We start from the raw sequence: 5,131 nt of genomic DNA, 5'->3' as shown, positions 1-5,131 counted from the left end.
GCGTAGTCGGCACGTATGTTGTGGGTGATGCCGACTACGCCGCGCGCAAGCTGGTGCAGGTGACCTACCAGGCCATGTGGAAAGGCATCGCCGCCGTGCGGCCCGGCGCGCGCCTGGGCGATATCGGCCACGCCATCGCCCGCCACGCCCGCAGCCATGGCTACAGCGTGGTCAAGGAGTACTGCGGCCACGGTATCGGCCAGGAGATGCACGAGGAGCCGCAGATCCTGCATTACGGCCATGCCGRCACCGGCATGGAGCTGCAGGAAGGCATGGTGTTCACCATCGAGCCGATGCTCAACCAGGGCAAGCCGGCGATCCGCCAGCAGCCCGACGAATGGCCGGTGTACACGCGTGACGGCAAGCTGTCGGCACAGTTCGAGCACACGGTGGCCGTGACCGGCAGCGGCGTGCGCGTGCTGACCCTGCGCCCCGGCGAAACCCCGTTGTGCGCGGTGGACGCGGCCTAGAGCGGGCGCAGCAGCAACAGCAGCGCAAGGCACAGCATGAAGGCCGCCACGCCTGCATCCAGCAACCGCCATGCTGCCGCGTTGCGGAACACCGGCTGCAGCAACCGTGCGCCGAACCCCAGCCCGCAGAACCAGAGCACGCTGGCCGCGCAGGCGCCCGCTGCGAACACCCAACGCAGGTCACCCGGGTAGCGCGTGGACAGGCCGCCCAGCAGCACCATCGTATCCAGGTACACGTGCGGGTTGAGCAGGGTGAACGCCAGGCAGGCCAGCAGCACCTGCCGCCGGCTGCCACCACTGGCATCGGCAGCGGCCAGCGCGCTGCCACCGCGCCACGCGCGCAGCCCGGCCTGCAGCCCATAGCACAGCAGGAAGGCGGCCCCGCCGAAGCGCAGCACCTGCAGCAGCAACGGCCACTGCAGCACCAGCGCCCCCATGCCGCCCACCCCGGCCAGGATCAGCGCGATGTCCGCGCCCATGCAGGCCAGCACCACCATGCCCACGTAGCGGCGCTGCAGCCCTTGGCGCAGCACGAAGGCGTTCTGCGCGCCGATGGCGATGATCAGGCCGGCGCCCGCAAACAGGCCGGCCAGAGCCGCAGCAATCCACATCCGACGCTCTCCACCTTGAAAGGAGACGCAGGGTGCGACGAACCAACCCGTTAAGGCCAGCTGGTTTTTCTTTATCCTGTGCAGAAAAACTGAAGAGGCACCGCGTGGACCTGGTACATCCGCAGTTGAGCGCCTTCACCGCCGTGCTCGAAGAAGGCAGCTTCGAGGCCGCCGCACGCCGCCTGTCGATCAGCCCGTCGGCGTTGTCGCAACGGATCAAGGCGCTTGAAGACCGGCTGGGCCAGGTGCTGGTGGTGCGCCAGGCCCCGTGCCGGCCTACCGCTGCCGGCGAAGTGCTGCTGCGGCGGGTGCGGCCGATGCAGGCGCTGCAGGCCGAAGCGCTTGCCGAACTGCTGCCGGAACGCGGCAGCGATGCCACCCGTACGCCGATTCCGGTGGCGGTCAACGACGATTCGCTGGACACCTGGTTCGTCGCCGCCATCGCCGAACTGCACCAGCGCCACGGCTACCTGTTCGACCTGCGCATGGACGACCAGGACCATACCCTGGAACTGCTGCGCAACGGCAGCGTGCTTGGCGCGGTCACCGCCGAACGCAGACCGCTGAAGGGCTGCAACGTGCATCCGCTGGGCGCGATGCGCTACCGCGCCATCGCCTCACCGGCATTTGCGCGTCGCCACTTCAGCGCGGGCATGCAGGCCGAAGCATTGGCCTCGGTGCCGATGATCGTGTTCAACCGCAAGGATGAACTGCAATGGCGTTTCCTGCGCAGGCTCACCCGCGCGCGAATGCAACCGCCCGTACACTACCTGCCCTCCTCCACCGGCTTCGTCGATGCTGCCGCGCGTGGGCTGGGCTGGTGCCTGGCACCGGAGGCCCTGGTCACGCCAGCGGCAGAGGCCGGGCAGATAGTTGTGCTGGAACCGCATCGCTGGCTCGACGTACCCTTGTTCTGGCAGCATGCCGCCGTGCGTTCGAGCACGTTGCAACACATCACCCACGCGCTGCGTACCGCCGCGGGCAATACCCTACGTTGAAAAGAGCATGATCCAGACCACCGCAGACCCCGGCTTCACGCGCGGACCACTACCGTTTGCCCACTTCTTCACTACAGGAACGGCATGCGCCTGAGCTGCCCACGGACAAGGATGCATCGCGCGCTCGGCGCTGCCGGCCTGGCCTTGCTGGCCAGCCTGCCGCTGGCTGCAGCGGCGCAGACCAGCGCGCCTCCCGCACTGGAATGGGAACAGGCGCGGCAGCGTCTGGAACAGGTCTCCGACGCGCTGGCCGCTGCTGATGCCGGCGTGCGCAACAAGGAAGAGCTGCAGGAAGCCACCCGCCTGCTGCGCCTGCCGGAGATCACCGGCGAAGTGCGCCGCCTGCAGTTCCAGAAGACACTGACCCTGCCGCTGGGCTCACTGGCACCGGTGGCCGAGGCCTATGGCATCGACTCGCCGCTGTCGTTCACCGAACGCGATTGGCGCACGCGGCCGGTGGTCACCGCAGTGCTGCCGCTGTACACCGGCGGCCTGATTCCCGCCGCGCAGCGTGCTGCCGGCGCGGCCAGCGAACAGGCCAGCGCCGAGCGCGAAGCGCAGCGACAGTCACTGACCGTGCAGCTGGCCCAGGCCTACTTCGGCCAGCGCCTGGCAGAACAGGCCGTAGTCGTGCGCCGCGATGTGCGCGATGGTTTGAGCCGCCACCTGTCCGATGCGGAGAAACTGGAACGCGAAGGCTTCGCCACCCGCGCACAGCGCCTGCAGGCCACCGTCGCCCGCGACAAGGCCGAGCGCGAATACCAGAAGACGCTCAATGATCTGGCCACGCTGAAGGCTGCTCTGGCCACCCTGCTGCGCAGTGGCGGTGATGTGCAGCCGTTGTCGCCGCTGTTCGTGCAGCGCACCCCGCTGGAACCGGTCACCACCTTCGAGCGCACCGCGCAGGCACGGCAGCCACAGATCGCGCGCCTGCGGGCGATCGTCGCGCAGGCCGAACAGGGCGTGCGCGTGCAGCAGGCCAAGCTCAAGCCAACGGTATTCCTGTTCGGCCAGTACGACTTCCGGCGCCGCGACGAAATGCTGACCGATCCGGACTGGGCGTTTGGTATCGGCTTGAAGTACACCTTCCTGTCGCCGAACTCACGGCCGGCACAGATCAGCGCTGCGCGCGCGCAGCAGGAGCAGGCCGAGGCCGGCCTGCGCGAGGCCGAGAACCAGGTGGCACTGGGTGTGCGCAAGGCCTGGAACGAGCTGGAAACCGCTCGCCAGCAGTTCGTGCTGCTGGACAGCAGCATCGCCCAGGCCGACGAGAACCTGCGCCTGCAGGAGCTGGCCTTCCGCGAAGGCCAGGCCACCTCGCTCGACGTGATCGATGCGCGGCTCGGCCTCGGCGGCGCCCGCGTCGAACGTGCGCAGGCGGCCTACCAATACGATATCGCCTTGGCCCAGTTGCTTGAGGTGAGTGGACAGATGGACCGCTTCGAAGACCATCGGCGGCGTGCAGACGAGGTGATCGATCATGAATGATGTGTTGCACGACGAAGCAACGACGCCCCCGGGCAAGCGCCGGCTGGGGCCGATTCTGCTGGTGGTGCTGCTGGTAGCGGTGGTGTTGGGCCTGTGGCTGGCCTGGCGCAGCCCCGCCGACCAGATCCAGGGCATGGCCGACGCCGACACCCTCAACGTGTCGGCCAAGATCACCGCGCGCGTGGCCGAACTGAAGGTGCGCGAGGGTGATCGCGTGCAGGCTGGGCAGGTGCTGTTCCTGCTCGACAGCCCCGAAGTGGCGGCCAAGGAACAGCAGGCGCACGGCGCGCTGGCCGCGGCGCAGGCGGTGGCCGACAAGGCCAACGACGGCGCACGCAGCGAAGACATCCGCGCGGCCGAAGCCAATTGGAAGCGCGCCGAAGCCGGTGCCACCCTCGCCGAAGCCACCTACCGGCGCGTGCAGAACCTGTTCAACGAAGGGGTGATGACACGCCAGAAGCGCGACGAAGCGGCTGCACAGGCCACCAGCTCACGCGAGCTGGCCCGCGCCGCCCGCGCCCAGTACGACATGGCGTTGGCCGGTGCGCGCGAGCAGGACAAGCGTGCCGCACAGGGGCAGGTGCAGCAGGCACAGGGCGCGGTGGCGGAAGTCAACGCCGCACGCGTTGAAGTGGAAGGTCGCGCACCGGTGGCCGGTGAGATCAACAAGCGCATGGCCGACCCGGGCGAACTGGTCCCGGCCGGCTACCCGGTGTTCACCCTGGTCGATATCGACCGCATGTGGGTCTCGATGAACCTGCGCGAATCGCAGATGCAGGGCCTGAAGGTCGGCAGCAAGCTGCGTGGCAGCGTGCCGGCGCTCGGCAAGGACGGCGAGTTCGAGGTCTATTTCATCAATCCCGCGGGCGACTACGCCACCTGGCGCACCACCCGTCAGTCATCGGGCTATGACGTGCGCAGCTTTGAAGTGCGGGTGCGCCCGGTACGCCGCATCGAGGGCTTCCGCCCCGGCATGAGCGTGCTGTTCGCATGGCCGCAGCACTGAATACCGACCGCGGCGGCTTCGGCGGCTCATGGCAGCGCGAACTGCGCCGGTTGCGCAGCAACCGTGCAGACCTTGCGCTGGTCACCGTGCTGCCGCTGTTGATGCTGGTGGTGATGGCCTGGATGTTCTCCGCATCGGTGATGCGCGATGTGCCGATTGCCGTGGTCGACCTGGACCACAGCAGCGACAGCCGCCTGCTGCTGCGCATGCTGGATGCCAGCCCTGGTGTGCGCATCGCCAGCCAACCGGCAGGCATGGATGAGGCACGCGCGCAGTTGCGCCGGCTGGAAGTGTTCGCGGTGGTGCTGGTACCGCGCGATGTGACCCGCCAGGCGTTGCGCGGCCAGCAAGGCACCGTGTTTTCCTATTACAACGCCACCTACATGACCACCGGCCAGTCCGCCGCGCGTGATATCGGCGATGCGGTATCGGCATGGAATGCGCGCCTGCTGCGCGAACGCATCGGCCTGCAGGTCGGGCCGGGCAAGCTGCGTGCCGCGCCCATAGCGGTGCAGTCGGACATCCTGTTCAATCCGGCGCGCAGCTACGAGCTGTTCC

Annotated in this window: 6 protein-coding genes; 5 read left to right on the top strand and 1 reads right to left on the bottom strand. The window is 68.2% G+C overall.

Translation table 11 applies throughout. From position 1 onward, the window contains the following. Nucleotides 1–470: type I methionyl aminopeptidase (gene map, locus AB4Y84_RS12715; RefSeq protein WP_442250225.1), on the top strand; the 470-nt coding region annotated here is incomplete at its 5' end. Here map and AB4Y84_RS12710 read toward each other — a convergent pair. Next, nucleotides 467–1,081, bottom strand: a complete 615-nt coding sequence (locus tag AB4Y84_RS12710; protein WP_394195837.1) for a LysE/ArgO family amino acid transporter — start codon at nucleotides 1,079–1,081, stop codon at nucleotides 467–469. The genes map and AB4Y84_RS12710 overlap by 4 nt on opposite strands. A 104-nt stretch (nucleotides 1,082–1,185) precedes the next feature. Between AB4Y84_RS12710 and AB4Y84_RS12705 the strand changes: the two genes are divergently transcribed. The 4 genes from AB4Y84_RS12705 to AB4Y84_RS12690 form a co-directional block, all read left to right on the top strand. Continuing rightward, entirely contained in the window at nucleotides 1,186–2,079 is an 894-nt protein-coding gene (locus AB4Y84_RS12705; protein WP_394195839.1) for a LysR family transcriptional regulator ArgP, read from the top strand. A 111-nt stretch (nucleotides 2,080–2,190) separates the two neighbouring features. Continuing rightward, the gene (locus AB4Y84_RS12700) at nucleotides 2,191–3,567 is read left to right on the top strand and encodes a TolC family protein (RefSeq protein WP_442243789.1); all 1,377 of its coding nucleotides are present in this window, start codon (nucleotides 2,191–2,193) and stop codon (nucleotides 3,565–3,567) included. Then, the gene (locus tag AB4Y84_RS12695) at nucleotides 3,560–4,573 is read left to right on the top strand and encodes an HlyD family secretion protein (RefSeq protein WP_442243790.1); all 1,014 of its coding nucleotides are present in this window, start codon (nucleotides 3,560–3,562) and stop codon (nucleotides 4,571–4,573) included. Before AB4Y84_RS12700 ends, AB4Y84_RS12695 begins: the two co-directional genes overlap by 8 nt. Then, a partial coding sequence (locus AB4Y84_RS12690; RefSeq protein ID WP_442250224.1) for an ABC transporter permease occupies nucleotides 4,558–5,131 on the top strand: 574 nt, incomplete at its 3' end. The genes AB4Y84_RS12695 and AB4Y84_RS12690, both read left to right, overlap by 16 nt.

This window comes from Stenotrophomonas sp. 2YAF22 (assembly GCF_052114665.1).
GTDB lineage: Bacteria > Pseudomonadota > Gammaproteobacteria > Xanthomonadales > Xanthomonadaceae > Stenotrophomonas > Stenotrophomonas indicatrix.
The sequence above is the reverse complement of the archived record's forward strand: the minus strand, read 5'-3'. Positions and strand labels throughout refer to the sequence as shown.